A 24,016-nucleotide genomic window follows, 5' to 3' on the forward strand; every position below is an offset into this window, starting at 1 on the left:
AGCCCGGACCAACACAACGGAGAAACAGCTGTGGATACTCTGTTCACCAAGATCATCAACCGGGAAATACCGGCGAAGATCATCTATGAGGACGACCAGGTTCTGGCCTTCCACGATATCGCCCCACAGGCCCCCGTGCATTTCCTGGTAGTTCCGAAAAAGCCGGTACGCACCCTCAATGACCTGACCGAAGACGACAAGCTGCTGGCCGGACATATCCTGTTCACCGCCCAGCGTCTGGCCAGGGAGCTGGGCTGCGAAGAAGGCTTCCGGGTCGTCATGAACTGCAATGAGCTCGGCGGCCAGACCGTGTATCACATTCACATGCACGTTCTGGGTCAGCGCCAGATGCACTGGCCGCCGGGCTGATCCCCATCCAGAATGCGCGACAGCACACTTCTCGCCCGCTTTTGCCGAGAGTGTGCTGATCCAGCGCAGGCCTCAGCCCATCGATTGGGGTAAACTGGCCGCCGTGATTCTTCCCGGAGGTAAGCATGACTACCCAACGTCACTACTCGCCGATTGACCGTCTACTGCTGCAGGCAGATGCGGCAATGCGTACCTTGCTGCCCTTCAGCGGCCAGCCTTATCGCCCTTCCCCTGCCATCGTGCAGCCGGACGTGCAGATGAGCGAAGAGGACACCAAGCATGTCGCCGGCCTGATGCGCATCAACCATACCGGCGAAGTCTGCGCCCAGGCGCTGTACCAGGGCCAGGCACTGACCGCCAAGCTGCCGCAAGTGCGCGCAGCCATGGAGCATGCCGCGGAAGAAGAAATCGATCACCTGGTCTGGTGCGAGCAACGCATTCACCAACTGGGTAGCCACACCAGCGTGCTCAACCCACTGTTTTATGGCATGTCGTTCGGCATCGGCGCAGTGGCCGGGCTGATCAGCGACAAGGTCAGCCTGGGTTTCGTGGCCGCCACTGAAGATCAGGTGTGCAAACACCTCAACGAACACCTTGAGCAATTGCCGGCCGAGGACGAAAAATCCCGGGCGATTCTCGAGCAGATGCGCATCGACGAAGAACAACACGCCGAAAGCGCCCTGGACGCGGGCGGATTCCGCTTCCCGGCGCCGGTAAAATTCGGCATGAGCCTACTGGCCAAGGTCATGACCAAAAGCACTTACCGGATCTGAGCGATACAAATCGCAGGCAAAAAAAGGGCGCTTTTTCAGCGCCCTTTCTTTTGCCGCGAATTCAGAAGGGTTGAATGGCGACTCAACCGAGCTCGACGATTTCGTAATCGTGAGTGATGGCAACCCCGGCCGTACCGAGCATGATCGATGCCGAGCAGTATTTTTCCGCCGACAGCTCGATGGCGCGCTTGACCTGGGCTTCTTTCAACCCGCGGCCCTTGACCACGAAGTGCATGTGGATCTTGGTGAAGACCTTGGGATCCTCTGTCGCACGCTCGGCGTCGAGGAAGGCTTCGCAACTTTCGACAGCCTGGCGGGATTTCTTCAGGATGCTGACCACGTCGAAGTTGCTGCAACCGCCTACGCCGAGCAGGAGCATTTCCATCGGGCGCACGCCCAGGTTACGACCACCGGCTTCCGGCGGGCCATCCATTACCACCACATGACCGCTGCCCGATTCCCCGAGGAACATGGCTTCGCCAGCCCATTGGATGCGTGCCTTCATCGCCAAGACTCCACTGTTAAAAAAGGGTCGCCAGCTTAGCACAGGGGCCCGGGATGGCAGCGCTTTGCCTGTTCCGGTGCCACACTCAGTTCTGATAGGAAAATTCTTAATTACCCAAAGGAAGCGTCTGTTAAGCTGGCGCCAAATCACTGGCGCATTGCCAGCTATCGGCGATCCAGCTTGACCGCCCCATAAAAAAACCAAATCACACCGTGCTGTCTTTTCGGGATACAACCATGGTTGCTCTTGCCCCTACACCCAAGATCAAGAACCTCGACAAGCTGTTGATGCACTGCCAGCGCCGCCGTTATCAGGCCAAGAGCAACATCATCTGCGCCGGCGACCAGTCGGACACGCTGTTCTTCATCGTCAAAGGCTCGGTCACCATCCTGATCGAAGATGACGACGGTCGGGAAATGATCATCGCCTACCTCAATGCCGGGGATTTTTTCGGCGAGCTGGGCCTGTTCGAACAAGCCGGGCATGAGCAGCAACGCAGCGCCTGGGTACGGGCCAAGGTCGAATGTGAAGTCGCGGAGATCAGCTATGCAAAATTCCGTGAGCTGTCTCAACAGGACCCGGACATTCTGTATGTGCTCAGCGGCCAGATCGCCCAACGCCTGCGCAACACTACCCGCAAGGTCGGCGACCTGGCGTTCTTCGATGTCACCGGGCGAGTGGCCCGCTGCCTGCTCGAACTGTGCAAGCAGCCAGATGCCATGACCCATCCGGACGGCATGCAGATCAAGGTGACTCGCCAGGAAATCGGGCGGATCGTCGGCTGCTCAAGGGAGATGGTCGGCCGGGTGCTCAAGGACCTCGAAGAACGCAACCTGGTCCATGTCAAAGGCAAGACCATGGTGGTGTTCGGCACCCGTTAGAGCGGCAGGAACTGCGCCAGCATCTGCCGGTACAAGGTATCCAGGCGCTCGATGACATTCGGCGCTGTAAATGCCTCATGCAAGGCGATATGGCTCTCGGCGCGGCAACGCTGCTCCAGGCCACAGGCCTGATTGAAACGATTGACCGCCGCCACCATGGTTTCCCGCTCGTCATCCAGCAACAGCGCGCCATGCACCAATCCAACCGGACGCGTCCCACCCTTGCTCTGGCGCCAACGCTGGGCGGTGCCGACCATCTTGCGCCCGTTGAGATTGACGTTGAACCGGCCATCGCAGAAAGCGCCCTCGACTTCACCCAGGGAGGGCTCGCCTCCCAGCTCGGAAAGCAGGTCGCAGATCGGCTGGCACAAACGGCGATAGCCGGTTTCGATCCGATTCTGATCACCCTCGCTGCGAGGCGGCGCATAAACCAGCGCGATATTGACCGTCGCCGCCGATTGCGGCACCGGCTCCCCGCCGGTTTCTCGCAGCAACACCGGCCAGCCACTGGCGGCCAGCGCGTCGCAGGCCTGCTCGAACCCCGGCAAACGGCTCAAGCGTCGCGGCATCACCAGTGCTCTGTCGCTCGGTTGCCAGAACAACAGGCCGTACTCCTGGTCACCGCTGCATACCTGGGCGAGCAGATCCTGTTCGGCCTGCAGGCCGGCTTCGACGGTCAGGGAAAGGGGCTGGGTCATGGCAGTAAAGGTCCTTTGCGATAGGTATAAAAAAGCCGGCAGCGCCGGCTTCTTCATCAACTCAGGTTCAGTCCAGGGTCGAACCGCTCACCGGCACGCCACGTTCCGGGAAGAACAGGCGTTGCAGTTCCAGGCCTGGGCTCTCGGCCCGCATAAAGGCCTCGCCCACCAGGAAGGAGTAGACGTCGCTGATTTCCATCAACTCGACATCGGCCCGGTTGAGGATGCCGCTCTCGGTGATCACCAGACGATCGCGCGGAATCTGCGGCAACAGATCGAGGGTGGTCTCCAGATTGACCTCGAAGGTGTGCAGGTTACGGTTGTTGATGCCCACCAGCGGCGTGTCGAGGGTTTTCAGGGCACGCTCCAGCTCGTTGCCATCATGCACTTCGACCAGCACATCGAGACCCACGCCTTTGGCCACGGCGGCCAGTTCGGCCATCCTGGCATCATCCAGCGCAGCCACGATCAACAGCACGCAGTCGGCCCCCAAGGCGCGGGCTTCGACGATCTGGTACGGATCGATCATGAAGTCCTTGCGAATCACCGGCAGCGAACAGGCGGCACGCGCCTGTTGCAGATAGGCGTCGGCGCCCTGGAAGTAATCGATATCAGTGAGTACCGACAGGCAGGTCGCGCCGCCCTTCTCATAGCTCTTGGCGATCTCTGCCGGCACGAAATGCTCACGGATCACGCCTTTGCTCGGCGAGGCTTTCTTGATTTCGGCGATCACCGCCGGCTGCTTGAGCCTGGCCTGGTCGAGCAGCGCCTTGGCAAAGCCGCGCGGCGCATCCGCGGCACGGGCCAGGCCTTCGAGTTCGGCCAGGCTTACTCGTGCGCTACGCTCAGCCACTTCCTCGACCTTGCGGGCGAGGATTTTTTCCAGAACCGTCGGCACACTCATCCTTCATTCTCCTGCTTGAATACCGCGGTAAAGGCGCCCAACTCCTCAAGCTTCTCGCGAGCCAGCCCAGTGTGCAAAGCATCATGGGCCAGGGCCACACCCTCTTTCAGGCTGCTGGCATGGTCCGCGGCATAGAGCGCGGCACCGGCATTGAGCACGATCATTTCCGCTGCCTTCTGCCCATGCTCGGTCTTGCGCCGCCCCAAGGCATCGCGAATCAGCTCGAGCGATGCCGCCGGGCTTTCGACCACCAGGCCGAACAGGCTCTGGCTCTTCATGCCGAGGTCTTCGGGCTGCACCCAATACTCAGTGATCTGGTCGTCCTTCAGCTCAGCAACGAAGGTCGGCGCGGCGAGGCTGAATTCATCCAGGCCATCCTGAGAGTGCACAACCAGCACATGCTTGCTGCCCAGGCGTTGCAAAACCTCGGCCAACGGCCGGCACAACGCCTGAGTGAACACACCCACCACCTGATGTTTCACGCCGGCCGGATTCGTAAGCGGGCCAAGCATGTTGAACAGGGTGCGCAGGCCGAGATCGCGACGCGGGCCAGCGGCGTACTTCATGGCACCGTGATGGGACTGGGCGAACATGAAACCGATACCGACGTTGTCGATACAGCGGGCGACCTGTACCGGCGTCAGGTTCAGGTAGATACCGGCGGATTCGAGCAGGTCGGCACTGCCGCTTTTCCCGGACACCGCGCGGTTGCCGTGCTTGGCCACCGTGCAACCGGCTGCGGCGACTACAAAGGAAGAAGCTGTGGACACGTTGAAGATGTTCGCACCATCACCGCCGGTGCCGACCACATCGACCACACCGTCGAGGGTTTTCAGCTCGACCTTGTCCGCCAGCTCGCGCATGACCGAAACAGCGCCAACGATTTCGTCGATGCTTTCGCTTTTCATACGCATGGCCATCATGAAGGCGCCAATCTGTGCATCGGTGCACTGGCCGGTCATGATTTCACGCATGACCTGGCGCATTTCATCGGTGCTCAGATCGAGGTGGCCGACGATACGGCTCAGGGCAGTCTTGATATCCATGGAAAGTCCTTAGCGCGTGCCGCCGCTCTGTTTGAGGAAGTTGGCGAACAGCTCGTGGCCCTGCTCGGTGAGAATAGACTCGGGGTGAAACTGCACACCCTCGATGTTCAGCGTCTTGTGGCGCAGCCCCATGATCTCGTCGACGGAGCCGTCTTCCAGTTGGGTCCAGGCGGTCAGTTCGAGGCAATCCGGCAACGTATCGTGCTTGACCACCAGGGAATGGTAACGGGTCACGGTCAACGGATGGTTCAGACCGGCGAATACGCCCTTGTCCTGGTGAAATACCGGGCTAGTCTTACCGTGCATCACCTGCCGCGCGCGCACCACATCGCCGCCAAAGGCCTGGCCAATGGACTGGTGGCCCAGACAGACACCCAGGATCGGCAGTTTGCCGGCGAAATGCTTGATCGCTTCGATGGACACACCGGCTTCGGTCGGCGTGCAAGGACCGGGCGACACGACGATCCGCTCAGGGTTGAGCGCTTCGATTTCAGCCACGGTCAGTTCGTCGTTGCGCACCACCTTGACCTCGGCACCCAGCTCGCCAAGGTATTGCACAACGTTATAGGTAAAGGAGTCGTAGTTATCGATCATCAGCAACATGGGGATTACAACCTCTTGAATTCACTGACTTTTAATACAGCCTTCAGTGGATTGCCCGCTGGCAGGCCCGCCGGAGGTTGCAATCACTCAACCAGCACAAGCGGAGTCGAACAGGGGTAAAGAAGGCAAAACGGTACAGGTCCGGCCGGGCCGGCAGAGAAAAGTTAGGCGCGCCAACGCCAACGGGCGTGTGCCTTAACAACTCGCATCAAGAGTTTGCTGACGATCAACACGGGGAAGGTCTCATTCATACGTTCAGGCACAGTAACTTAGCTGAGCAGAGGGTGCAATATGGCGGGGCCCGAGCCCGGATAAACAAGCGATATGGCTTATCGCCATAGCTGAAACGCAAAAGTTTTTGGTACTGTCGTTTCGTTCTCTACAACAATAAATAAAACGGACTTGCTCATGATCAGAAAGACGTTGTTCGCACCACTCACCAGCAGTCTTTTGTCTTTGGCCTGCGCTCAAGCGATCGCAGCCCCCGTCCCCTATTCCAGCTTTATCGTGTTCGGCGACAGCCTCAGCGATGCCGGGCAGTTCGTCGATCCCGGCGGCCCCGCGGGAGCCACCCAACGCTTCACCAACCGCACAGGCCCGGTCTATCTGGATGGCAGCGGGGAAGTTCGTTCCGCCAACTCGACGCAATTGCTCGGTGCCAAGCTGGGCTTCTCCGACGACCAGCTCGCCGCCTCGACCTCATCCACCCGCGCCAGCGAAGGCCTGCCTGACGGCAATAACTGGGCGGTCGGCGGTCATCGCACCGACCAGATTCTCAATTCGATTACCACCACCTCGGCCACCGGCGACCGTAGCCGTCCCGGCTATCTGCCGACCAACAATTTCCGCGCCGATCCAAACGCCTTGTATTACCTGACGGGCGGCGGCAACGACTTCCTCCAAGGCTACATCACCAGTTTCAACCAGGCCAACGCCGCGGCCGGTCGTCTGGTCGACAGCCTGCAAGCCCTGCAACAGGCCGGCGCCCGCTACATCATGGTCTGGCTGCTGCCGGATATCGGCCTGACCCCGAAGATCAACGGCGGCCCACTGCAGGAATTCACTTCCCAGCTCAGCGCCCAATTCAACACCGAGCTGGTCCGGCAGCTGCAGACGGTCGATGCGCAAGTCATTCCTCTCAATATTCCCGCGCTCTTGAAAGAAAGCTTCGCCAACCCGGCACAGTTTGGCCTGGCCACCGACCAGAACCTCACCGCCACCTGTTTCAGCGGCGATGGCTGCACGGAAAACGCCCGTTATGGCATCCACAGCGCCACGCCGGACCCGAGCAAGCTGATCTACAACGACGGGGTCCACCCCACCGAAGCCGGCCAGCGGCTGATCGCCGATTACGCTTACTCCCTGCTGGCGGCACCCTGGGAAATAACCCTGCTCCCGGAAATGGCCCAGGGCACCCTGCGCGCGCATCAGGATGAGCTGCGCAACCAGTGGCAGGCCGACTGGGAAAACTGGCAGGGCGTGGGTCAATGGCGGGCGATTGTCGCCGCGGGCGGCCAGCACCAGGACTTCGACAGCCAGCGCAGCGGCGCCAGCGCCGACGGCAACGGCCTCAACCTGAACATCGGCGGCAGCTACCGGCTCGACGAGGCCTGGCGAGTCGGCGTGCTGGCCGGCGCCTATCGGCAGAAGCTCGAAGCGGGCAGCAACGACTCGGACTACAAACTCAACACCTACCTGGGCACCGCCTTCGTCCAGTACCAGCAAAACCGCTGGTGGGCCGACGCGGCAGCCACCGCCGGGCACCTGGACTACGACAACCTCAAGCGCAAATTCGACCTGGGGCCCAACGAGCGCGGGGAAAAAGGCGACACCAGCGGCGATGTCCTGGCCTTCAGCGCTCGCCTGGGCTACGACATCGCGCAGCAGGCCAGCAGCCCGTGGCACCTGTCGCCGTTCATCAGCGCCGACTATGCGCGGGTCAAGGTCGACGGCTACTCCGAGGACGGCAACGACTCCACCGCGCTGACCTTCGATGACCAGAAACGCACGTCGCGGCGCCTGGGCATCGGCCTGCAGGGTAAGTACCAGATCACCCGGCAAACCCAGGTGTTCGGCGAAATCGCCCACGAAAAGGAATACGAGGACGATACCCAGAAGCTGACCATGGCCCTCAACAGCCTGCCGGATAACCGCTACACCCTCGAAGGCTATACCCCGCAGACCAACCTCAACCGCCTGAACCTCGGAGTCAGCCACAAGCTCACCCAGGACCTGGCCTTGCGCGCCAGCTACAACATCCGCAAGGACGATGACTTCACCCAGCAAGGCATCAACGTCGGGGTCAGCCTCGACTTCTAAGAGCAGGCAATAAAAAACGCTGCCCCCGTGAGGAGGCAGCGTTTTTTATGGCTCGTTGTCCGACTCAGCTATCGGGCGCCTGCTCAGCCAAGGCCACCGCGCGGAACATCGCGCGACGCTTGTTCAGGGTTTCTTCCCATTCCAGCGCAGGCACCGAGTCGGCGACGATACCGCCACCGGCCTGCACATGCAGCTCGCCGTCCTTGATCACCGCCGTACGAATGGCGATGGCGGTGTCCATGTTGCCGTTCCAGGCGAAATACCCCACCGCCCCGCCATACACACCACGCTTGACCGGCTCCAGCTCGTCGATGATTTCCATCGCGCGGATCTTCGGCGCGCCGGACAAGGTGCCCGCTGGCAGAATCGCCCGCAGCGCGTCCATCGCGGTCAGTCCGGCCTTCAACTGGCCAGTGACGTTGGAAACGATATGCATCACGTTGGAATAACGCTCGATCACCATCTTCTCGGTGAGCTTCACCGAACCGATCTCGGAAACCCGCCCGGTGTCGTTGCGCCCCAGGTCGATCAGCATCAGGTGTTCGGCGATTTCCTTGTCATCGGACAACAGGTCCTTCTCCAGTGCCAGATCCGCCTCTTCGCTGGCGCCGCGTGGACGGGTGCCGGCGATCGGGCGAACGGTGATCAGGTTGTCTTCGACCCGCACCAGCACTTCCGGCGAACTGCCGACCACATGGAAGTCGCCGAAGTTGAAGAAGTACATGTAAGGCGTCGGATTGAAGCAACGCAGGGCGCGATACAAGTCGATCGGCGCCGCCTTGAAATCGATGGACATGCGCTGCGACGGCACCACCTGCATGCAGTCGCCCGCCAGGATGTACTCCTTGATGGTATCGACGGCGCGCTCGTAGTCACCCTGGGTGAAGCTGGAGCGGAACACCGGGTCGGCCGCCTGCTGCTTGCTGAAGTCCAGGCCAGGACGCGGGGTGATGGGCTGGCGCAGCTTTTCCAGCAACGCTTGCAGGCGTGCCTGGCCTTGCTCGAAGGCATCGTCCCGGGACGGGTCGGCGAGGACGATGGCGTGCATCTTGCCGGCGAGGTTATCGAACACCACCACGGCGTCGGAGACCATCAGCAGGATATCCGGCACACCGATCGGATCCGGGTTCGGACATTTGCCCAGGCGCTTCTCCACATAACGCACACAGTCGTAACCGAAGTAGCCGACCAGGCCACCATTGAAGCGCGGCAGGCCCACGATGGTCGGCACCTGGTAGCGCGCCTTGAACTCTTCGACGAACGCCAGCGGATCGGCCACGTCATGGCTTTCGGTCTCGACGCCATCGACGGTGATGCTGACATGGTGGTCATGCACCCGCAGCACGGTGCGGCAGGGCAAGCCGATGATCGAATAACGGCCCCACTTCTCGCCGCCCTGCACCGACTCCAGCAGGTAGGAGTTGGGCTGGTCGGCCAGTTTCAGGTAGATCGACAGCGGCGTGTCGAAGTCGGCCAGGGTTTCGCAGGCAAGCGGGATGCGGTTGTAGCCGGCAGCGGCCAAACGCAGGAATTCTTCGCGGATCATGAGGTGCCTCGTGGCTTGAGGTTCTGACAGTCAGGTATGCAAACGCGCCGGAAGACCGGCCAGGAACAAGTCAGGCGCGCCAACGCCAGCGGGCCAGGGCCTTGATGACTTTCATCCAGAGTTTGCGAGTGACCACCACGATGGCGTTTCCAGGAGGGGATTGAACAGCGTCGGGCAACGTTATCTCAGCGGCCGGATCCAGGCAACCGGGAATTAGCTGGCGCAGATCGTCGATCACCAGGGCCGGCATTTCCTCGGCAATCGGCCGTCCGTGGTTGTAGCCATAGCTCAATGCCACGCACTTTACACCCGCGGCTTTCGCCGCCTGCACGTCGCTGCGCGAGTCACCGACGAACAGCGATTGCGAGGCAGGGATACTGGCCATTTTCATGACGAAGAACAGCGCTGCCGGATCGGGTTTCTTCTGCGGCAGGGTATCGCCACCGATGATCCAGCGGAAATAACGGCCGATCTTCATCTGATCCAGCAAGGGCGCGACGAAACGCTCCGGCTTATTGGTGATCAGCGCCATTTCGACGCCCTGCTTGTGCAGCCATTTGAGGGTGTCGCGCACGCCAGGGTAGACCACGGTCAGTTCGTGGCCATCCTCATAGGCATTGTTGAACAGCTCCAGCCCGCGCTCAGCCTCGACATCGTCGACGCCCTGCGCCGCGATGTCGTTGGCCAGGGCACGGCGCACCAGCATCTGCACGCCGTTGCCGACCCACTCGCGCACCGCCTCGATACCGGCGGGCGGGCGCCCCAGTTTGAGCAGCATGTCGTCCACGGCCGCCGCGAGGTCGGGAACCGAATCGACCAGGGTGCCATCCAGGTCGAACATCACCAGCCGCGGCAGACGCCCCGGGAACAGCTGCTCGAAACCGCTCATGGACGGGCCAGCGCCAGTTCGGCGCGCATCTTCTCGATCACGTCCCGGTAGTTCGGCGCATTGAAGATCGCCGAGCCCGCGACGAAGGTATCGGCACCCGCGGCAGCGATTTCACGAATGTTGTGCACATTCACCCCGCCGTCGATTTCCAGGCGGATATCGCGACCGGAAGCGTCGATCAGGGCACGGGCCTCACGCAGCTTGTCGAGGGTACCCGGAATGAACTTCTGGCCACCGAAACCCGGGTTGACGCTCATCAGCAGGACCATGTCGACCTTGTCCATGACGTACTTGAGCACGTCCAGCGGGGTGGCCGGGTTGAACACCAGGCCAGCCTTGCAGCCGCCTTCGCGAATCATCTGCAGGGAACGGTCGACGTGCAGCGTGGCTTCCGGGTGGAAGGTGATGTAAGTCGCACCGGCCTCGATGAAGTCGCCGATGATGCGATCCACCGGGCTCACCATCAGGTGGGCGTCGATCGGCGCGGTGATGCCGTACTTACGCAGGGCAGCGCAGACCATCGGACCGATGGTCAGGTTGGGTACGTAATGGTTGTCCATGACATCGAAGTGCACGATATCGGCGCCAGCGGCGAGAACATTGTCCACTTCCTCACCCAGGCGGGCGAAATCGGCGGAGAGGATCGACGGAGCAATTGCGAAGGGCTGCATGACGCACCTTTTTGAGCAGAATCACGGTGGCGCGCATTGTATACCTCATGCTTTGGCGCGCGCACCGTGACCGCGATGATCAGTAAGCCGCGCGATAGATCTTCTCTATATCGCCCGGGCTCAGTTTGCGCGGGTTGTTGCGCATCAGGCGCTCGATCCCCGCGGCCTCCACCGCCATGGACGGAATGGCCTCCTCCGGCACCCCGAAGCTGCGCAGCCCCGAGGGAATCTCCACCGCGGCGCAGAGCTGGGTCATGGCCTCGACCGCCTTGTCGGCAGCCTCGGCCGCGCTCAGATGAGCGGTCTTCACCCCCATGGCCTCGGCGATATCCTGCATGCGCTCGACACAGGCCATCTTGTTCCAGGTCATGACGTACGGCAGCAGCAAGGCATTGCTGACGCCATGGGCGATGTTGAAGCGCCCACCCAACGGATAGGCCAGCGCATGCACCGCGCCGACCCCGGCGTTGCCGAAGGCCATGCCGGCCATCAGGCTGGCGGTGGCCATGTCTTCGCGGGCCTGCAGGTGGGCGGGATTGGCGTATGCCTTGGGCAGCGCCTGGGCGATCAGCTTGATGGCGCCAAGGGCCAGGGAGTCGGTGATGGGCGAGGCGTTGAGCGACAGATACGACTCGATGGCATGCACCAGGGCATCGACACCGCTGGCGGCAGTCACACTGCGCGGGCAGGTCAGGGTCATCTGCGGGCTGACCAGCGCCACATCCGGCAACAGGTAATCGCTGACAATGCCCTTTTTCAGCTGTGCGACCTTGTCCGAAAGAATTGCCACATTAGTCACCTCGGAGCCGGTGCCCGCCGTGGTGGGAATGGCAATCAGCGGCGGCCCCTTGCGCGGCACCTGCTCGATCCCGAACAGATCCTCCAGTGCCCCGTGATAACCGGCGTAGGCCGCGACGCTTTTGGCGATATCGATGGCGCTGCCGCCGCCCAGGCCGATCAGCCCGTCGTGCCCACCCTCGCGGTAAACCTGCATGCAGTCTTCGACGATGGCGATTTCCGGGTCGGGCAGCACCCGGTCGAAAATCTCGTAGTCCCGCCCCCCCAGTTGCGCCAGTGCCAGCTCCACGGTACCGGACTTGACCAGCGCGGCATCAGTGACAATCAGCGGGTTATCGACATCCAGGCGGCTCAGTTCGGTGGACAGTTGCTCGATCGCGGCAGAACCGGTGAGCAGTTTGTGGGCGATTTTAAAAGAGGAAAGACTCATGTGCGCGGCCTCTTATATAGGTGGGAGCTGGCACAAGAGTAGCTGGGGATTGAGGGTTGTCTGCTATTTCAGCGATGAATGCCGGAGCAGATCGCCCCCACGGCCGGCGCGGGAGCGATCTGTCAGTGGCGATCAGACCGGAGCGGTACGCAGTTTTTCGCTGCGGCCACGCAGCCATTCCAGGGTCAGCAGCAGAATCACCGAGAATGCGATCAGTAGTGTCGCCGCGGCAGCGATGGTCGGGCTGAGGTTTTCGCGGATACCGCTGAACATCTGCCGGGGCAAGGTGGCTTGCTCGGGACCGGCGAGAAACAGCGTGACCACCACTTCATCGAACGAGGTGGCAAAGGCGAACAGCGCGCCGCTGATCACCCCCGGCGCGATCAACGGCAGGGTCACCCGGCGGAACGCCGTCAGCGGCGAAGCGCCAAGGCTGGCCGCGGCCCGCACCAGGTTCTGGTTGAAGCCCTGCAAGGTGGCCGAGACCGTGATGATCACGAACGGCACGCCTAGTACCGCGTGGACGATGATCAGCGAGAAGAAGCTGTTGCCCATGCCCAGGGGCGCGAAGAACAGGTAGCTGGCCACGCCGATGATCACCACCGGCACCACCATCGGCGAAATCACCAGCGCCATCACCAACGCCTTGCCGGGGAAGTCGCCGCGGGTCAGGCCGATGGCCGCCAGCGTGCCGAAAACCATCGCCAGCACCGTGGCCGCTGGGGCGACGATGATGCTGTTCTTCAGGGCGCGCATCCATTCCGCCGAGCCGAAGAAGTCGTGATACCACTGCAGCGAGAAGCCTTGCAGCGGGTACACCAGGAAGCTGCCCGAGTTGAACGACAGCGGAATGATCACCAGCACCGGCAGGATCAGGAACAACAGGATCACGCCGCAGAGAATCCGCAAGCTGTAGAACCAGACCCGCTCGACGGGCGACATGTAAGGGCTCAGCATTTCGATTCTCTCCTTAGCTCAGGCGCAGGCGACTGGCGCCCACCAGCCAGCTGTAAATCAGATACAGCACGATGGTCGCCAACAGCAGCAGGCCGCCCAGCGCGGTCGCCATGCCCCAGTTGATGCTGGTGTTGGTGTAGAAGGCGACGAAGTAGCTGACCATCTGGTCGTTCGGGCTGCCCAGCAACGCCGGGGTGATGTAGTAGCCGATGGCGAGGATGAACACCAGCAGGCAACCGGCGCCGACGCCGGCATAGGTCTGCGGGAAATACACCCGCCAGAAGCTGGCGAACGGGTGGCAGCCGAGGGAAATCGCCGCACGCATATAGGTCGGCGAGATGCCTTTCATCACGCTGTAGATCGGCAGGATCATGAACGGCAGCAGGATGTGCACCATGGAGATGTAGACCCCGGTGCGGTTGAACACCAGTTCCAGCGGCTTGTCGATCACGCCCATGGCCATCAGCGCGCTGTTGATCAGGCCGCCCGATTGCAGCAGCACGATCCACGCCGCCACGCGCACCAGGATCGAAGTCCAGAACGGCAGCAGTACCAGAATCATCAGCAGGTTACTCTGGCGCGCCGGCAGGTTGGCCAGCAGGTAAGCCAGGGGATAGGCCAGCACCAGGCAGATACCGGTAATCACCAGGCCCATCCAGAAAGTCCGGGCGAAGATATCCAGGTAGATGGCCTGGTCAGGGGTCGCCGGGGCGATCTCCCCCAGGTCGTCGATCCGATGGTCGACGGCGGCCAACAGGTAGAACGGCGTCAGGTTGCTGGTGTTGCGGCGTACCGCCTGCCAGTAGGCCGGGTCGCCCCAACGCTCGTCGATGGCCTCCAGCGCTTCTTTATAGGAAGCCGGTTCCTCCTTGAACGGCAGGGCCCGGGCGGTTTTGGTCAGCAGGCTGCGATAGCCGGCCAACTCCATGTTCAGTCGCTTGGACAGATCGCCCAAGGTTTGCTGCTTGCGCGCTTCGGCCAGGTCTTCACTCAGCGCCTTGTACACCGGCTCGGCCGGCAGGCCGCGTCCGTCCCAACCGGCCACGGCGACCACAGTGCGCGGCATGCCTTCGACCACTTCCGGGTTACCGACGCTCTTGTACAGCAGCGCGGCGATAGGCACGAGAAACACCAGCAGCAGGAACAGCACCAGCGGCGCGATCAACGCTTGCGCTTTCCAGCGGTTGACCCGCTCGGCACACGCCAGGCGCTGCTTGAGGCTGGGGCTGGTGACCTCGTTCAGGGGAACGCTAATGGCCATGACGAACTCCGCAAATCTTTAAACGGTAACGGCGTCACCCGCGGGTGACGCCGCCCATGCATGACGCCTTACTTGGCCGCCCACGAGTTGAAGCGCTGCTCCAGCTGCTCGCCGTTGTCAGCCCAGAAGCTGACGTCGATCTGCACCTGGTTGGCGATGTTTTCCGGGGTGGTCGGCATGTCTTTCAGGATGTCCTTGGCCAGCAGCGGGACTGCCTGGGTGTTGGCCGGACCGTAGGCGATGTTTTCCGAGTAGGTCTTCTGCTGCTGCGGCTGCACCGAGAAGGCGATGAATTTCTTCGCCGCTTCGGCGCGGGTCTTGTCCAGACCCTTCGGAATGGCCCAGGCGTCGAAGTCGTAGATACCGCCATTCCACACGACTTTCAGGTTGCTTTCCTTCTGTACCGCGGCGATCCGGCCGTTGTAGGCCGAACTCATGACCACGTCACCGGAAGCCAGGTACTGCGGCGGCTGGGCGCCGGCTTCCCACCACTGGATGCTCGGCTTGAGTTCATCGAGCTTCTTGAAGGCACGATCCTGGCCGTCCTTGCCGGCCAGCACCTTGTACACATCCTTGGGCGCGACGCCGTCGGCCATCAGGGCGAATTCCAGGGTGTACTTGGCGCCCTTGCGCAGGCCGCGCTTGCCCGGGAATTTCTTGGTGTCCCAGAAATCCGCCCAGCTGGTCGGCGCGGTCTTCAGCTTGTCGGCGTTATAGGCCAGGACGGTCGACCAGACGAAGAACCCCACGCCACAAGGCTGGATCGCGCCCTTGACGTAATCCTCGGGCTTGCCGAACAGCTCGGGGTCGAGCTGCTCGAACATGTCTTCGTCGCAACCGCGGGACAGCTCCGGCGACTCGACTTCCACCAGGTCCCAGGACACGCTCTTGGTATCGACCATGGCTTTGACCTTGGCCATCTCGCCGTTGTATTCGCCAGCGACGATCTTGCCGTTGCCCGCGGCTTCCCACGGGGCATAGAAGGCCTTGACCTGAGCCGCCTTGTTCGCCCCGCCAAAGGACACCACGGTCAGGTCCGGACCCGCCGCCATCGCGTGCGATGCGCCCATCAGGCCCAATGTCAAAGCGGTGAATTTCAGGGATCTCAACATTTATTGTTCTCTCCACGTGCAGGGTTGGTGAAGCAAGGGGGCGATCAATGCGCCTCTAGAAGTGGGTCGAGCGCGCGAACGTGCTCGACCTGCCAGCCAAGCGGAACCACATCGCCTACCGCCAGCTCCGGATCGAGCTCGGCAATCGGCTGTTTCACGAAGAAGTCGGTCTTGCCACAGACTTCCAGGCGAACCCGGACGTGGTCGCCCAGATAGATGAATTCCGCCACCCTCCCTGAGAAGCGGTTGACACAACTTTCGCTGGAGCCATTGAGGCTCACACGCTCCGGACGAATCGACAGGGTCACCGGCTCGCCGGTCTTGCCGACATTGACCGCCAGCGCCTCGACCTTCTCGCCGCGTCCCAGCTCGACCACGCAGCGGTCACCGCTGTGGCTGTGCAGGCGGCCGTTGAGGCGGTTGTTCTCGCCGATGAAGTTGGCGACAAAGGTGTTCTTCGGCTCTTCGTAAAGGGTCCGAGGCGGGGCGATCTGCTGGATCTCGCCCTGGTGGAACACCGCGACCCGGTCGGACATGGTCAGGGCTTCGCCCTGGTCGTGGGTCACGTAGACCACGGTCACGCCGAGGCGTTGGTGCAGGTGCTTGATTTCCATCTGCATGTGTTCGCGCAGCTGTTTGTCCAGCGCGCCGAGAGGTTCGTCCATCAGCACCAGCTGCGGCTCGAACACCAGCGCCCGGGCCAGGGCCACCCGCTGCTGCTGGCCACCGGACAGCTGCGCCGGATAACGCTGGGCGAAGGATTCAAGCTGGACCATGCTCAGCACGCGTTTGACCCGCTCGCTGATATCGGTCTTGCTCAGGCCGCGCACCGACAGCGGGAACGCCAGGTTCTCGGCCACGGTCATGTGCGGGAACAACGCATAGTTCTGGAACACCATGCCGATATCGCGCTTGTGCGGCGGCACGTTGTTGATCGCCCGCCCGGCCAGCTGGATCTCCCCGGCGGTCGGGGTCTCGAAGCCAGCCAGCATCATCAGGCTGGTGGTCTTGCCGGAGCCGGATGGCCCGAGCAGGGTAAGGAACTCGCCTTTGCGAATGTCCAGGTTGAGGTCTTTGACGATCAGGTTTTCGCCGTCGTAGCTCTTTTGCACACCACGGAAACTGACCAGTACATCACTCGTCCCAGCGCTTGAATCGACCTCGCTCATACCCACACCTTTTGTTTTTTGACGGCTGTGGACTAAGCCTAGTGGAGGCCACAAGCCGCGCAAATCGGGGGGTATGAGAGATTGGCCTCAGCCGGATGGAAGGTTCCTTGTAGGAATCCCCCTACAAGGATGGCGCGATTGGACAAGTCCCGGCACAAGCCCGGCGAGGATCATGGCCATAAGCCGGTTTTCGTGTCGCAAATAGGTACGTGTAGCCGCTGCCGCAGGCTGCGATCGAGGGCGAAGCACTCGTGATCCAGGCAGCGCGATTGAGCTGAAAATCCTCAGGGCCAAGTTTAGCGACAGCTGCGCTGTCGATCGCAGCCTGCGGCAGCGGCTACAGATCCATTCAGAGCAGCTTGTGCTCCATCGCGTACTTCACCAGCTCGGCCAGGGAGGTGATGTTGAGTTTCTGCATCAGCCGCGCCTTGTGGGTGCTGATGGTCTTGCTGCTCAAGGCCAGCTGTTGGGCGATATCGTTGACGTTGGCACCCTGGGCCAGACGTTCGAACACGGAAAACTCGCGCTCCGACAGCAGGGAATGCAGGGGCCGGGTGTCCGTCAGGCCGACTTCGAAGACCATCCGGTCGGCCAGCTCCGGGTCGATATAACGCCCGCCCGCCGCCACCTTGCGGATCGCCGTCAGCAGCAGCGCCGGGTCGCTGTCCTTGGTGGCATAACCAGCCGCCCCCACCTTCAGCGCCCGGGCCGCCATCTGCGCCTCGTCATGCATCGACAGCACCAGGATCGCCGGCGGATTGTTCAGCGCGCGGATCCGCGGGATCGCCTCCAGGCCGTTGACGCCAGGCATGGAAATATCCAACAGCACCACCTCACAAGGCACATGGCGCAGGGTTTCCAATAGCTGCTCGCCATTGCTCGCCTCCCCCACCACCGTCAGGTCCTTGGCCAGGCCGATCAACTGCTTGATGCCTTCGCGAACGATGGTGTGGTCTTCGGCTACCAGTACACGGATCACAGCTCGTACCTCTTCTTATTGGTAATGATCTCTGCAGCAGTGAATCTGCTCGCGCCTACAGGTCCAGCGGCACAGTCACGCTCAGGGTGGTGCCTTCGCCCAGCTGACTGTCCAGGGTCAGGCTACCGCCCATGATCAGCACCCGCTCGCGCATGCCCACCAGGCCGAAGGACGTCGGCCGCCCGGTCTCGACCACGAAACCCTGCCCGTCGTCGCTGATGGTCATGCACAGCTGGTCGTGTTCGAGGCTCAGGGTCAGTTCGACAGTATGCGCCTGTGCATGGCGCATCACGTTGGTCAGCGCCTCCTGGAGGATGCGGAACAGACCGATGGCCTTGGCGTCGCTGAGCACCGGCAGATTGTCGGGCACCTGCACCAGGCAAGGAATCTGTGTGCGCGCCTCGAAACGCCGCGCCTGCCATTCGATGGCCGACGCGATCCCGGCATCGAGAATCGGCGGGCGCAAGGCCGTGGCCACATCGCGCACCAACTGGAACAGCTGGGCGATCAGGCGCTTCATGCTGTTCAGGCGTTCGTGCAGCCCCGGATCGAGCTGCGCGTAGGCCAGCTCGCACATCGAGGTCTCCAGCTTGAGCACCGTGAGCATCTGCCCCAACTCGTCGTGCACCTCCCGGGCGATGCGGGCCTTTTCCTCTTCGCGCACGCTTTCCAGGTGCGCCGACAGCTCGCGCAGTTGTTCGCGCGAACTGGCCAGCTCCAGTTCGATGCGCTTGCTTTCGCTGATGTCCCAGACGATGCCGTCCCAGACATAGGCGCCGTCCTCGAGCTGGCGAGTGATGGCCTTGATTTCCGCCCAGCGCTGTTCGCCCTGCCGGGTCAGGATCCGCCCCTGCCAGGACCAGTCGCTGTCGGTGTCCAGGGCATGGTCCTGGGTCTGGTGATAACTGGCCCGGTCCCCAGGGTGCACCAGGCTGCGCAGCCCTATGTCACGATGGCTGAGGGTCGCCGGGGAGTAACCCACCAGGCTCTCGCTGCCTTCGCTGATATAGGCGAAATCGATCTGCCCGGTCACCGGCGCCCGTTCCAGGCGGAACACCAGCCCCGGCACATTGGCGGCGATCCCCTGCAACCGCGCTTCGCTTTCCTGCAGGGCGGCCAGGGCGCGACGACGCTCGGTGACGTCAGTGAGGTAAACCACCAGGTACTCGCCATCGCGAAAACGCAGAAAACTCAGCGACACATCGGCCGGCAGGATACTGCCGTCGGCGCGGACACACTGGGTCTCGAAGCTGGGCGGCGCATCCTCGCTGGCCCGGGCGCGCTTCCACAGACCAAGCCAGCGGTCCATGTGCAGGTTGGGTTCGAAGTCGCTCAACGGCCGGTCGACCACCGCCCCCGGCGCATAGCCCAGCATGCTTTCGGCCGCGCGATTGGCGTAGCGCACATGGCTGTCCCAGTTGACCCACAGAATGCCCACCGTGCTCTGGTCGATGGAAAACTGGGTCAGGCGCAAGGCTTCTTCACTGGCCTCGCGCCGGGCCAGGTCCTCGCGGGTGGTCAGCAGCCGCTGCTCGAGCGTCTGTTGCTGGCGGCGCTGCCAGATAACGATGGCCATGCTCGCCAACAGCAGCACGGCCAGCAGCAGGCTGAGGTTCTGCCAGAAACCGCGGGACTCGCTCAACCGCGGATACTTGGGCTGCAGCCAGCGATTATGCAACTGCTCCAGGTCCTTGGCGGCGATACCGTGCAAGGCGCGCTGCACGATGTCCGCCAGCTCGGGCCAATCGCGCCGGGTCGCCACCCGCAACAGTTGCGGCAGGCCGATATCGCCCACCACCGCCAGGCCGGCGAACTCCGGCTCCGCCGACAAACGACTGAGCTGCGCTTCATCGATCACCGCATAACGCGCCTGCTGGCTGAGCAGTAATTGCAGGGCCTGGCGCTCCAGGGGCACGCCCTGCAGATTGAGGTTGGAATAGGTCGCCCGCAGGTAGTCCGCCACCGCACTGGGCATGCGCACCGCCACGCGGGTCTGGCTGTCGAGCTTTTCCAGCTCCACCGCGCCGGCACCCTTCTGCTCGCCGACCACCAGTTGCGGCACGCGCATATAGGGATCGGAAAACTGCCAGAGCCGCAGGCCGGCCGGGGTCTGGCTCAGGCCCGGGGCCATATCCACTTCACCGGCACGCACCGCCGCCTCCAGTTGCGCCTGATCGGCAAAGTTGCGCCAGCTCAGCTCGACCTTCATCGCCTGGGCCAGCCACTGCATCAGTTCGATATTGGCGCCGGACAAGCGTTGCAGCCGTCGGTCGTACTGGGCATAGGGAGCCTGGAGCACCACGCCGACCCGCAATTCCCGGTGCTGCTCCAGCCACTGCTGTTGTGCGGGGCTCCACTGCGCCTGGGCGATATGTGGCGCAGGCACCGCCCGGGCCATCAAGGGAAGGCAGATACAGCCGATAACCAACAGGCAGCGAAAACGCATCATCTGAAGTCTCACACACTGACAAATACTGACCAACCCATTAGGCTGCCGGGATTACTTCTGGCCTGGAATAACCGATGTCCCTTGTCCACCGCACGGCACTGCCCGCATTGTGCCTGTCGCTGATCCTTCCTTGTGCCTTTTCGGTCGAGGCCGCCGATCCGCAAGCCGCCCCGGCAGAACAGCCTGCCGCGGAAAAACCGGCCGAACGCCAGCCGCTCCTTGAGCGTAGCCAGGAAGATGCCGCGGCCCTCGAACGAGTCATGCCATCCAGTGAGCAACAGTCACTGCAAGCCGGCAGCGAGAGCTTTCTGGCCCTGTGGAAACCCGCCAACACCAGCGATCCCAAAGGCGCGGTGATTATCATCCCGGGCGCTGGCGAAACCGCCGACTGGCCTCAGGCAATCGGCCCTTTGCGCAACAGATTGCCGGATGCCGACTGGAGCAGCCTGAGCCTGACCTTGCCCGACCTGCAGAGCGATGCGGCGCAACCGCGCATCGTCGAGGCCGAACCTGCGCCCGCGACCGCCGACACTAGCAGCAAAGATGCCGCCACGGCAGCGCCCAAGCCAATCGAACAGGCCGCCGGTGGCGAAGCCGAGATAGCCGATCGCGCGGTGGTGGAGAGTAGCGAAGAACAGGCCAAGGCCGACGCCGAACGGATTTTTGCCCGTATCGACGCCGCGGTGACCTACGCCCAGCAGCAGAACGCCCGCAGCATTGTGTTGCTGGGTCATGGCAGCGGCGCCTACTGGGCCACGCGCTACCTGAGCGAAAAACAGCCGCCGGAGATTCAAAAGCTGGTGCTGGTGGCTGCCCAGACCCCGTCCATCGGCAAACCCGGACTGGCGGAACTGACGCCGACCCTGAAGCTGGCGACCGCCGATTTTTTCTACAAGGACAACGCGCAGGCTCGCAAGAACGCCCTGGAACGCCTGCAGGCGAGCAAGCGTCAGAAGAACGCCAACTTCACCCAGGTCTCGCTCAACGCCCTGCCGGGCAACAGCACGGCTGAAAACGAGCAACTGTTCAGACGCGTACGCGGCTGGCTGAGCCCGCAACCCGCGCAAGACTGAATCCCGCCGTGCCCGGTCCCGCTCCTGTTTTTGGCAAGGTGCGGGGCCGGGCGTGGGGCATTTCCCTCTAGCGAATATCTCTAACGCATCCCTCTAACGAGCCTCTCTAACGAAAATCCCGACGCTCGCGGATCAGTGCGTAAGCGCTGTGCAGCTCGCGGGTTTTCTCCGTGGCTTCCCGCACCTGCAAGGGGCTTGCGCCGCTGCCGGCAATCTTGTCCGGGTGATGGCGACTGAGCAGGCGCCGGTAGGCGCGCTTGATCTGCGAAGGCTCGCTGGTCGCCGAGACACCCAGCAGGCGCAACGCGTCCTGATAAGTGCCACTGCTGTTGGCCAACGGCTTTTTGCTCGGCTCGTAGTCCGCCGCCAACGCCTGCACCTGCTGCACAGTCCAGCCCAGCCACTTGCCCCAGAGCTGGATCAGCTCGCGCTCGGAGGGGCCGGCCCGGCCATCGGCCCAGACCATCCGCCAGCAAGCGCGCAACACACCCTCGGCAGCATGAGGCTGCGTCGCCAGGCGTCGCAGGTAGCCCCGTAGCCGATCGTTACCCGATTTGCCCCGATTGAACGCGGCAATCGCGCGACGCTGCGCGGCTTCGTTCATGTCCAGCGAACGCATTTCCAGACGCGCCTGCTGGATATGCCCATCGACCACCCGGCCATCGCTTTTCGCCAGCCGCCCCAAGAGCACGAACAGCAGTTCATCGTTGCGCAACGCCGGTCGACCGCCCAGCCGCTCACGCACCTGGGCCCAGCTATGCAATTGCAAACGCCGGTCCAGCGCCTGTCCCAGCAACGCTCCCAGCATGGCCCCCGGGATACTGGCTATGGCAAAGCCAGCCCCGGCTCCGATCAGAGTCCCTGGCCACAACATATCAACGACTCGCTTCTAACAAGGTTTCGACTTCCGCCAGACGCTCATGGGTGCCAACATCGACCCAGTGTCCCTGCAAACGCTCGCCACTGACCTGTCCATCGGCCATGGCCTTGCGTAGCAGGGGCGCCAGCTTGAACGCGCCCGGTGTGCAGCCCTGGAACAGGTCCGGGTGCAACACCGCGATGCCGCTGTAGGTCAGGGTCTGCGCGCCCGGCTCGGCGTCCCGCACCCGGGCATCGCTGAGGATGAAATCCCCGGCGGTGTGGTGAGCCGGGTTATCCACCAGCACCAGGTGCGCCAACGCATCCAGCGGACGGTTCAACGAGCGGAAATCATAATCGGTCCAGACATCGCCATTGACCACCACAAAGGGTTCGTCGCCCAGCAATGGCAAGGCGCGGAAAATACCGCCGCCGGTTTCCAGCGGCTCGCCCTCCGGCGAATAGCGGATGCTCAAGCCAAAGCGCGCGCCATCGCCCAGATGATCTTCGATCTGCTGCCCCAGCCAGGCGTGGTTGATGACGATTTCGGTAAAGCCCGCCCGGGCCAGTGCCCGCAGGTGGTACTCGATCAGCGGCACACCGGCGGCGCGGATCAATGGCTTGGGCGTGGTCAGGGTCAAGGGGCGCATCCGTTCGCCCTTGCCCGCGGCCAGAATCATTGCCTTCATACACAGGCTCCGACCGGTTGACGCAGGCTGGCCAACAGTTCACCCAACTCCGCCAGCTCCGGCCGACGGGCCAGGACGGCCTCTATATAAGCGAAGAAACGCGGCACGTCGCCCAGGTAACGGGGCTTGCCGTCGCGGTGGCAGATCCGCGCGAAGATCCCGATCACCTTGAGATGGCGTTGCACGCCCATCAGGTCGCTGGCGCGCAGGAAATCCTCGAAATCGGGTTGTACCGCGATACCGAGCCGGGACGCTTGCTGCCAGTAGTCCTCCAGCCAGCCGCGCACCCGCGCTTCGGGCCAGCTGAGAAAAGCATCCTTGAACAGGCAGGTGACGTCATAGGTTACCGGGCCGTAGACCGCGTCCTGGAAATCCAGCACGCCCGGATTGGGTTCGCTGAGCATCAGGTTGCGCGGCATATAGTCACGATGCACCAGCACCTTGGGCTGGGCCAGGGCGCTTTCGATCAGCAGCTCGCTGACCCGCTGCCATTGGCCGCGCTGGCGCTCATTCAGCTCGACGCCCAGCTCGCGCCCCACGTACCACTCGGGGAACAGTTCCAGCTCACGGCGCAGCAAAGCGACGTCATAACTGGGCAACGGCGCATCCATCGGCAACTGCTGGAAAGCCAGCAAGGTTTGCAGCGCATCCTTGAACAGGGCGTCGGCATTTTCGCCGTCGATCACGTCCAGATAGGTCTTGTTGCCCAGGTCATTGAGCAAAAGAAAGCCGCGCGGCAAATCTTCTGCATAAATTTTCGGCACATTGGTTGCGGATTTTGCCAACAGATGGGCGATATCCACGAAGGGTTTGCAGTTTTCCTGGGGCGGCGGAGCATCCATCACGACAAAGCTGCGGCCTTCGCCTTCCCAGCGGAAATACCGCCGGAAACTCGCGTCGCTGCTGGCCGCGGTCAATGTGGCCGGGGGCACGAGGCCCCATCCGTTGGAGGCATAAACAATCGACAACTGCTCATCGAGCCAAACTTTCAGGTGTTGCAAGCGTACATCTTGGTCAGGCATTGCAAGGGTCTCCGA

23 protein-coding genes are annotated in these 24,016 nt (G+C 62.5%); 5 read left to right on the forward strand and 18 right to left on the reverse strand.

The features are described 5' to 3' along the window. The first annotated feature begins 30 nt into the window (after positions 1–30). Together AC3RCP_RS28965 and coq7 are read left to right on the forward strand one after the other, a co-directional pair. Positions 31–369, forward strand: a complete 339-nt coding sequence (locus tag AC3RCP_RS28965) for a histidine triad nucleotide-binding protein (protein WP_007930180.1) — start codon at positions 31–33, stop codon at positions 367–369. Positions 370–494: 125 nt separating this feature from the next. After that, positions 495–1,142, forward strand: a complete 648-nt coding sequence (coq7, locus tag AC3RCP_RS28970) for a 2-polyprenyl-3-methyl-6-methoxy-1,4-benzoquinone monooxygenase (protein ID WP_007930179.1) — start codon at positions 495–497, stop codon at positions 1,140–1,142. Between the two features lie 82 nt (positions 1,143–1,224). Here the strand turns inward: coq7 and AC3RCP_RS28975 are convergent, their stop codons facing one another. Next, a complete protein-coding gene (locus AC3RCP_RS28975) occupies positions 1,225–1,647 on the reverse strand; it encodes an OsmC family protein (RefSeq protein WP_007930176.1) in 423 nt (140 codons plus the stop codon). Positions 1,648–1,883: 236 nt separating this feature from the next. On the opposite strand from AC3RCP_RS28975, the gene crp reads away from it, so the two are divergent. Beyond that, positions 1,884–2,528 (forward strand): cAMP-activated global transcriptional regulator CRP, encoded by a 645-nt coding sequence (gene crp / locus AC3RCP_RS28980; RefSeq protein WP_007930174.1) that lies wholly within the window; start codon positions 1,884–1,886, stop codon positions 2,526–2,528. On the opposite strand, the gene AC3RCP_RS28985 is transcribed toward crp, so the two are convergent. The 4 genes from AC3RCP_RS28985 to AC3RCP_RS29000 form a co-directional block, all read right to left on the reverse strand. Then, a complete protein-coding gene (locus AC3RCP_RS28985; protein ID WP_492570682.1) occupies positions 2,525–3,226 on the reverse strand; it encodes a lipoate--protein ligase family protein in 702 nt (233 codons plus the stop codon). The genes crp and AC3RCP_RS28985 overlap by 4 nt on opposite strands. A gap of 67 nt (positions 3,227–3,293) precedes the next feature. After that, the gene (gene trpC, locus AC3RCP_RS28990) at positions 3,294–4,130 is read right to left on the reverse strand and encodes an indole-3-glycerol phosphate synthase TrpC (protein ID WP_101339266.1); all 837 of its coding nucleotides are present in this window, start codon (positions 4,128–4,130) and stop codon (positions 3,294–3,296) included. Then, complete coding sequence (gene trpD, locus AC3RCP_RS28995; RefSeq protein ID WP_007930171.1) at positions 4,127–5,176, reverse strand: anthranilate phosphoribosyltransferase; 1,050 nt, start codon at positions 5,174–5,176, stop codon at positions 4,127–4,129. Before trpD ends, trpC begins: the two co-directional genes overlap by 4 nt. Positions 5,177–5,185: 9 nt before the next feature. Next, positions 5,186–5,779, reverse strand: a complete 594-nt coding sequence (locus AC3RCP_RS29000) for an aminodeoxychorismate/anthranilate synthase component II (RefSeq protein WP_007930170.1) — start codon at positions 5,777–5,779, stop codon at positions 5,186–5,188. A 408-nt stretch (positions 5,780–6,187) separates the two neighbouring features. Here AC3RCP_RS29000 and estP point away from each other — a divergent pair, with 408 nt between their 5' ends. Continuing rightward, entirely contained in the window at positions 6,188–8,098 is a 1,911-nt protein-coding gene (gene estP / locus AC3RCP_RS29005; RefSeq protein ID WP_101339267.1) for an esterase EstP, read from the forward strand. Positions 8,099–8,162: 64 nt separating this feature from the next. Here the strand turns inward: estP and trpE are convergent, their stop codons facing one another. The 10 genes from trpE to AC3RCP_RS29055 all read right to left on the reverse strand — a co-directional run bounded on the left by trpE (position 8,163) and on the right by AC3RCP_RS29055 (position 20,359). Beyond that, positions 8,163–9,644: an anthranilate synthase component I gene (gene trpE, locus AC3RCP_RS29010; protein WP_492570681.1), complete on the reverse strand. Its 1,482-nt coding sequence runs from the start codon at positions 9,642–9,644 to the stop codon at positions 8,163–8,165. 70 nt (positions 9,645–9,714) lie between these two features. Continuing rightward, on the reverse strand, positions 9,715–10,533 hold the full coding sequence (locus tag AC3RCP_RS29015) for a phosphoglycolate phosphatase (RefSeq protein WP_007926157.1): 819 nt from the start codon (positions 10,531–10,533) through the stop codon (positions 9,715–9,717). After that, the gene (gene rpe / locus AC3RCP_RS29020; protein WP_007926156.1) at positions 10,530–11,204 is read right to left on the reverse strand and encodes a ribulose-phosphate 3-epimerase; all 675 of its coding nucleotides are present in this window, start codon (positions 11,202–11,204) and stop codon (positions 10,530–10,532) included. Before rpe ends, AC3RCP_RS29015 begins: the two co-directional genes overlap by 4 nt. Positions 11,205–11,283: 79 nt before the next feature. Next, positions 11,284–12,432: an iron-containing alcohol dehydrogenase gene (locus AC3RCP_RS29025; RefSeq protein WP_492570680.1), complete on the reverse strand. Its 1,149-nt coding sequence runs from the start codon at positions 12,430–12,432 to the stop codon at positions 11,284–11,286. A 132-nt stretch (positions 12,433–12,564) separates the two neighbouring features. Beyond that, a complete protein-coding gene (locus AC3RCP_RS29030; protein ID WP_007926154.1) occupies positions 12,565–13,389 on the reverse strand; it encodes an ABC transporter permease in 825 nt (274 codons plus the stop codon). A 13-nt stretch (positions 13,390–13,402) separates the two neighbouring features. Further along, on the reverse strand, positions 13,403–14,650 hold the full coding sequence (locus AC3RCP_RS29035) for an ABC transporter permease (RefSeq protein WP_492570679.1): 1,248 nt from the start codon (positions 14,648–14,650) through the stop codon (positions 13,403–13,405). 68 nt (positions 14,651–14,718) lie between these two features. Next, positions 14,719–15,762, reverse strand: coding sequence for an ABC transporter substrate-binding protein (locus AC3RCP_RS29040; protein ID WP_009045873.1), 1,044 nt, complete (start codon positions 15,760–15,762; stop codon positions 14,719–14,721). A 44-nt stretch (positions 15,763–15,806) separates the two neighbouring features. Then, positions 15,807–16,931: an ABC transporter ATP-binding protein gene (locus AC3RCP_RS29045; RefSeq protein WP_007926151.1), complete on the reverse strand. Its 1,125-nt coding sequence runs from the start codon at positions 16,929–16,931 to the stop codon at positions 15,807–15,809. A gap of 349 nt (positions 16,932–17,280) precedes the next feature. Further along, the gene (locus tag AC3RCP_RS29050) at positions 17,281–17,910 is read right to left on the reverse strand and encodes a response regulator (RefSeq protein WP_007926150.1); all 630 of its coding nucleotides are present in this window, start codon (positions 17,908–17,910) and stop codon (positions 17,281–17,283) included. Between the two features lie 55 nt (positions 17,911–17,965). Then, on the reverse strand, positions 17,966–20,359 hold the full coding sequence (locus AC3RCP_RS29055) for a PAS domain-containing sensor histidine kinase (protein ID WP_492570678.1): 2,394 nt from the start codon (positions 20,357–20,359) through the stop codon (positions 17,966–17,968). A 74-nt stretch (positions 20,360–20,433) separates the two neighbouring features. Between AC3RCP_RS29055 and AC3RCP_RS29060 the strand changes: the two genes are divergently transcribed. Further along, entirely contained in the window at positions 20,434–21,432 is a 999-nt protein-coding gene (locus AC3RCP_RS29060; protein WP_101339272.1) for an alpha/beta hydrolase family protein, read from the forward strand. Positions 21,433–21,538: 106 nt separating this feature from the next. On the opposite strand, the gene AC3RCP_RS29065 is transcribed toward AC3RCP_RS29060, so the two are convergent. From AC3RCP_RS29065 to AC3RCP_RS29075, 3 genes are read right to left on the reverse strand one after another with little or no spacing between them, the layout of a single operon-like run. Next, the gene (locus AC3RCP_RS29065) at positions 21,539–22,306 is read right to left on the reverse strand and encodes a TerB family tellurite resistance protein (RefSeq protein ID WP_101339273.1); all 768 of its coding nucleotides are present in this window, start codon (positions 22,304–22,306) and stop codon (positions 21,539–21,541) included. A 1-nt stretch (position 22,307) separates the two neighbouring features. After that, complete coding sequence (murU, locus tag AC3RCP_RS29070; RefSeq protein ID WP_101339274.1) at positions 22,308–22,979, reverse strand: N-acetylmuramate alpha-1-phosphate uridylyltransferase MurU; 672 nt, start codon at positions 22,977–22,979, stop codon at positions 22,308–22,310. After that, complete coding sequence (locus AC3RCP_RS29075; protein WP_101339275.1) at positions 22,976–24,001, reverse strand: aminoglycoside phosphotransferase family protein; 1,026 nt, start codon at positions 23,999–24,001, stop codon at positions 22,976–22,978. Before AC3RCP_RS29075 ends, murU begins: the two co-directional genes overlap by 4 nt. Between the last annotated feature and the right edge of the window lie 15 nt (positions 24,002–24,016).

It is taken from the genome of Pseudomonas sp. GW822-FHT05A08 (genome assembly GCF_058800485.1).

Excerpts from the sequence above, each read along its gene's own strand:
- AC3RCP_RS29035 (WP_492570679.1), bottom strand. The coding sequence starts at position 14,650 with ATGGCCATTAGCGTTCCCCTGAACGAGGTCACCAGCCCCAGCCTCAAG.
- coq7 (WP_007930179.1), top strand. The coding sequence starts at position 495 with ATGACTACCCAACGTCACTACTCGCCGATTGACCGTCTACTGCTGCAG.
- AC3RCP_RS29030 (WP_007926154.1), bottom strand. The coding sequence starts at position 13,389 with ATGCTGAGCCCTTACATGTCGCCCGTCGAGCGGGTCTGGTTCTACAGC.
- AC3RCP_RS29015 (WP_007926157.1), bottom strand. The coding sequence starts at position 10,533 with ATGAGCGGTTTCGAGCAGCTGTTCCCGGGGCGTCTGCCGCGGCTGGTG.
- estP (WP_101339267.1), top strand. The coding sequence starts at position 6,188 with ATGATCAGAAAGACGTTGTTCGCACCACTCACCAGCAGTCTTTTGTCT.
- trpD (WP_007930171.1), bottom strand. The coding sequence starts at position 5,176 with ATGGATATCAAGACTGCCCTGAGCCGTATCGTCGGCCACCTCGATCTG.
- AC3RCP_RS29000 (WP_007930170.1), bottom strand. The coding sequence starts at position 5,779 with ATGTTGCTGATGATCGATAACTACGACTCCTTTACCTATAACGTTGTG.
- trpC (WP_101339266.1), bottom strand. The coding sequence starts at position 4,130 with ATGAGTGTGCCGACGGTTCTGGAAAAAATCCTCGCCCGCAAGGTCGAG.
- trpE (WP_492570681.1), bottom strand. The coding sequence starts at position 9,644 with ATGATCCGCGAAGAATTCCTGCGTTTGGCCGCTGCCGGCTACAACCGC.
- rpe (WP_007926156.1), bottom strand. The coding sequence starts at position 11,204 with ATGCAGCCCTTCGCAATTGCTCCGTCGATCCTCTCCGCCGATTTCGCC.
- AC3RCP_RS29055 (WP_492570678.1), bottom strand. The coding sequence starts at position 20,359 with ATGATGCGTTTTCGCTGCCTGTTGGTTATCGGCTGTATCTGCCTTCCC.
- murU (WP_101339274.1), bottom strand. The coding sequence starts at position 22,979 with ATGAAGGCAATGATTCTGGCCGCGGGCAAGGGCGAACGGATGCGCCCC.
- AC3RCP_RS28985 (WP_492570682.1), bottom strand. The coding sequence starts at position 3,226 with ATGACCCAGCCCCTTTCCCTGACCGTCGAAGCCGGCCTGCAGGCCGAA.
- AC3RCP_RS29075 (WP_101339275.1), bottom strand. The coding sequence starts at position 24,001 with ATGCCTGACCAAGATGTACGCTTGCAACACCTGAAAGTTTGGCTCGAT.
- AC3RCP_RS29060 (WP_101339272.1), top strand. The coding sequence starts at position 20,434 with ATGTCCCTTGTCCACCGCACGGCACTGCCCGCATTGTGCCTGTCGCTG.
- crp (WP_007930174.1), top strand. The coding sequence starts at position 1,884 with ATGGTTGCTCTTGCCCCTACACCCAAGATCAAGAACCTCGACAAGCTG.
- AC3RCP_RS28975 (WP_007930176.1), bottom strand. The coding sequence starts at position 1,647 with ATGAAGGCACGCATCCAATGGGCTGGCGAAGCCATGTTCCTCGGGGAA.
- AC3RCP_RS29045 (WP_007926151.1), bottom strand. The coding sequence starts at position 16,931 with ATGAGCGAGGTCGATTCAAGCGCTGGGACGAGTGATGTACTGGTCAGT.
- AC3RCP_RS29040 (WP_009045873.1), bottom strand. The coding sequence starts at position 15,762 with ATGTTGAGATCCCTGAAATTCACCGCTTTGACATTGGGCCTGATGGGC.
- AC3RCP_RS29065 (WP_101339273.1), bottom strand. The coding sequence starts at position 22,306 with ATGTTGTGGCCAGGGACTCTGATCGGAGCCGGGGCTGGCTTTGCCATA.
- AC3RCP_RS29025 (WP_492570680.1), bottom strand. The coding sequence starts at position 12,432 with ATGAGTCTTTCCTCTTTTAAAATCGCCCACAAACTGCTCACCGGTTCT.